Origin of the sequence: Kitasatospora sp. NPDC047058, from assembly GCF_040643935.1 — a bacterium.
Taxonomy (GTDB): domain Bacteria; phylum Actinomycetota; class Actinomycetes; order Streptomycetales; family Streptomycetaceae; genus Kitasatospora.
The window spans coordinates 1-4,034 of sequence record NZ_JBEYVJ010000534.1; the positions used below are offsets into that span (position 1 = coordinate 1).

General features: G+C 79.8%; 2 protein-coding genes. Both read right to left on the bottom strand.

Annotated features, from left to right (window positions below; genetic code table 11):
• Positions 1-188 precede the first annotated feature (188 nt).
• Positions 189-395, bottom strand: coding sequence for a hypothetical protein (locus ABZ885_RS36900; RefSeq protein ID WP_360198906.1), 207 nt, complete (start codon positions 393-395; stop codon positions 189-191).
• Between the two features lie 100 nt (positions 396-495).
• Positions 496-3,663 (bottom strand): type 2 lanthipeptide synthetase LanM family protein, encoded by a 3,168-nt coding sequence (locus ABZ885_RS36905; RefSeq protein WP_360198908.1) that lies wholly within the window; start codon positions 3,661-3,663, stop codon positions 496-498.
• Between the last annotated feature and the right edge of the window lie 371 nt (positions 3,664-4,034).

Below are 4,034 nucleotides of genomic sequence, written 5' to 3' on the forward strand. Positions count from 1 at the left end.
CCCTATTAAGAGGCGGTGGCGGCTCGGGTGGTTCACCGTCCCCCCCCACGGGGGGGGGGGGGTCCCCCCGGGGCCGCCCCGGGGGGGCTGCCCGGTCCCCGGTGGCGGCCGGCCCGGGCGGGCGTGTCCGGGTGGGCACGTCGTCCGCGGGTCGGTGGGTGGTGCGGTGGTGGCGCGTGGCGGGCCGGTCAGGCGGGAACGGTCATGGTCGGGAACTCGAAGGAGGGTGCCGGGGAACCGCCGGAGGCGAGCAGGTGCGAGCGCAGGCCCAGGCCGCCGCCGGTGCGCAGGCGGATCTCGCCCGCGGGGTGGTCGGCCGGCTCGTCGGGCCGGGTGGTCGCCGGGACCGGAACGAGCGTCAGGTCGGTGTCGTACATGTGCTCAGATACTCCCATTCGTCCTTGAATCGGGTGGTGACAGGGTTGGAACCGGGCGGGCGGCAACGCCCGCCCGCCGCACCGTACCCGGTCCGGGCGGACCGTGACGACGGTGCGCTCAGGGCGCCGTCGGACGCAGCAGCAGGGCGGGCGGCACCCGCTCGGGGAAGCCCAGCCGGAGCAGCCCGTGCCCGATCCCGGCCAGTCCGGTGAGCAGGCCCGGGTGCGGCACGTGCTCCGGGGTGCCGCAGCGGGCGCCGTCCTGGTCGAGGCCGGCCAGCAGCGCGCCGGCCCGTCTGACCCACGGCGTGCGCCCCTGCGCGGGGCGGCCGTGGCCGAGCAGCTCCAGCACGCCGAGCTCGCCGTGGCACAGGCCGTGGTCGGGCAGCGGGGCGGCGCGCGCGGTGTTCCGGACGGCCTGTTGCAGCCACCCGGCGAGCTGCGGGTCGTCCGCGGCGGCCGGGCTGTCGGCCACCGCGAGCGCGATGCCGGGCCGGCCGCGGCACCAGGACGGTTCGCGGGCGCGGCCGGCGGTGGCGGCGTGCAGGGCGGCCAGGCCGGCCCGGTGGTGCGGGCCGTCGGCCGGTTCGCCGGTGGCCCGGGCGTAGCGCAGCAGCGCCCAGCCGGTGCCCGCGGCGCCGTGTGCGAAGCCGGGGCCGGCCGGTGGCGGCTCCGCGGTGAGCCGGTCCGCGCAGCGGGCGGCGGCGTGCAGGGCGTCGGGCCGGCCGGTGGCGGCGTGTACGGCGAGCAGGGCGGCCAGGCCGCCGGCGGTGCCGCTGTGCACGCCGGTGTCGGTCTCGCGTGCGGCGGCGGCCGCGGTGAGCGCCACCGCGGGGCCGGTCCACTGCCGGATCAGCGGGTCGTCGAGGGTGCGGGCGATCTCGGTGAGCGCGTACGTGATGCCGCCGAGCCCGGCGAACCCGCCCGAGCCGACGGCGGCCGGGTGGTCGGGGTGGGCGCCGAGCAGGTCGAGCAGGCCGGGGACGGGCGCCAGCGCCCGGCGGGCCGCCTCGGCGTAGCGGTCGGAGCCGGTGAGCGCGGCGAGTTGGGCGAGGAAGAGCGCGGTGCCGGTGTACCCGCCGGCCAGGTCGGCGCCGAGCGGCCGGACCCGCCAGTACCGGTCGGCGAGCAGCTCCAGGCCGAGCCAGTTGGTGCGGGTGCGCCCGCGGTAGGCCGCCGCGACGAGCTGGTCGCCGATGCCGCGGGCGGCGGCGAGCACCCGTTCGGGCTCGGGCGCGGTGGCCCAGACGTTCTCGGGCGCCGGGCGGCCGGGGCGGTGCGCCGGGGTGGGGGCGGCGCCGGCCATCGCCGCGCGGATGATCCACTCCTGGTCCTTGCGGTCCACCCCGCCGAGCGCGGCGAGTTTGGCCTCGGCGCGGGCCAGCCCGGGTTCGGCCAGCTCGCCGGGGAGCCGGCGGCCCGCGGCCGTCCACAGGTCGCGGCTGCCGGGGCGGGTGGTGAACAGCGGGACGTCGCCGGCCCAGAGGTCGGCGAGCTCGTGGTCGGCGAGGCCGGGTCGGCCCGGGTCGGCGACGGCGTCGGTGCGCAGCAGCTCCAGCACCGCGCCGCGGGCGGCGGCGTCGCGCAGCACGTCGGGGTGGGTCGACTCGTCCAGCAGTTGCGTGTAGACGCGGGTCGCGCGCGGCACCACCCGGACCTCGTCCTCGGCGAAGGCCCGCAGCAGGCCGCGGGGGCCGGTGAGTTGACCGCGGCCGGCGACGAGGGCGGCGTAGCCGGCGCGGAAGCCGGCCAGCAGCGCGGCGGTGTGCGGCGCCGGGTCGACGGGGGCGCCGTGCAGCCGGGGCCGGTTGCGGGCCTCGCGGAACGGGCGGGGGCGCCGCACCAGGCGCATCTCGTCGGTGCCGGCGCCCGCCCAGTCCACGCCCTCCACCGGGGACGTCGCGCGCCGTCCGCCGCCGAGGCCGGAGACGTCGACCGCGCCGTCGTCGCCGAGCAGCAGCTGCGGCAGCAGCCCGACCCGGTGGACCGACTCCTCCAGGGCGCGGGCCGCCGGGTCCTCCGCGGGGCAGGCCTGGGCCGGCGGGTGGAACAGCGTCTCGACGTCCACCAGGACGGGCTGCTCCCCGGCGGCGACCACGTTCTCGAAGTGCAGGTCGGTGCCGTCCAGCACGTGCAGCAGGGCGAGCAGCACGCCTGCGCGCCGGTAGAACCGGTCCACCTCGTACGGGGTGCGGCAGGGGCGGGCCTCGGCGAACTCGGCCCAGCCGTAGCCGCCCCGGTCCAGCAGCCCGAGCGCGCGCAGCCTGGGCACGTCGGGCTTGGTGTTGAGCCAGCCGAGCAGCGCGTTGAAGTGCCGGTGGGCGGCGGGCGGCCGGGGGCGGTAGACGGCGGCGGCGCCGTTCGCGAAGTGCAGCACCGCGACGGCGCGGCCGCGGCGGTGGCGGTCGCCGGCCTCGGAGTCGACGGCCAGCAGCGGGCCGGGGTCGGTGCCGCGCAGCAGGTCGGTGACCAGCAGCGGGCGGTCGGCGGCGAAGCGGGTGAGCAGTTCGGCGTGGGCGTCGGCGGCGTCCAGGCAGGTCTGGGCGAGCAGCCGGGCGAGTACCGGGTAGGTGCGCAGCAGGGTGGCGAGGCCGTCGCGGCGGGCGGTGAGGGCGAGGAAGGAGCGGAACCGTTCCTGCGGGGTGCCGCCGCTGAGCCGGCCGGCGGTGCGCGCGGTGTGCAGCTCAAGGACCAGGGTGCGGGCGGCGATCCGGCTCAGGCGCTCGGTGAGGCGGGCGGTGAAGCCGGCCTGCAGGGAGGGCATGTCGAGGTGCGGGACGGCCGGGTCGGCAGGGCCGGCGAGGCCGGCGAGGCCGGCGGGGACGGCGACGGCGAGGCCGGCGGTGTCGAGGGCGGAGAGCAGGCGGGCCAGCGCGTGGTGGGCGAAGGGGGCCAGGACGAGGCCGAAGCCGGTGAGGCCGGGGTAGGCGGCGCGCGGGACGACCGGCTGCTCGGGCGCGGCGGCGACGGCGGCCTCGGTGAACGCGGCCCACTCGGGGCGGCCGGACGGAGCGGGCCGGCCCGGCGTCAGGGCGGGTTCCCACCAGGGCGAGGGGGCGGTCGCGGTGAGGCGGAGCCGGGTCGTCCGGGGCCGGGCGGAAGCCCTGGCGGCGGGGGCGGCAGCCGGGGCCGCGCTTGCCGGGTGGTCGCCGACGCGGACCGGGTCGTCGCCGTCGGCCTGGGTCTGGCCGGAACAGGACGGGCCGGAGTGGGCCTGGCCGGTGTGGGCCTGGTCGGCATGGCCGGCCGGCCGGTCGCCGGTGCGGGCCGGAAGGTCGCCGGGCATCGGAGAGTGCGGTGTTGCGGGGGTCGGGGTGGCGGCCGGTGCGACCGGGCCCTGATCCGGTGCGACACCCCCGTCGAGGCGCGCTCTGCGCACGGCGTTCACCTCTGCCACCACCGCACCTCCGATGCCGGGTGAGGGCCGCGCTGCCGTCGAAGTCGCCGCCCTCGGGGCTGATCCTTGTCCTGCCGTGGCCGCCGGGGCATGGGGGACCGGCCCCCATCTTTCCGGTGGCCGGCCCGCATGATCCGGGGGCGTACGGTCCGCGGGACGGCGTGCGCCGGGCGGGGGCGGGGGCGGCGGCGCCCGGCGGCGCTGCGGGCGGCCGGCGCGCTCGCCCCCGCGCCCGGCCGTTCTCGCCGGCGCCCGGCCCG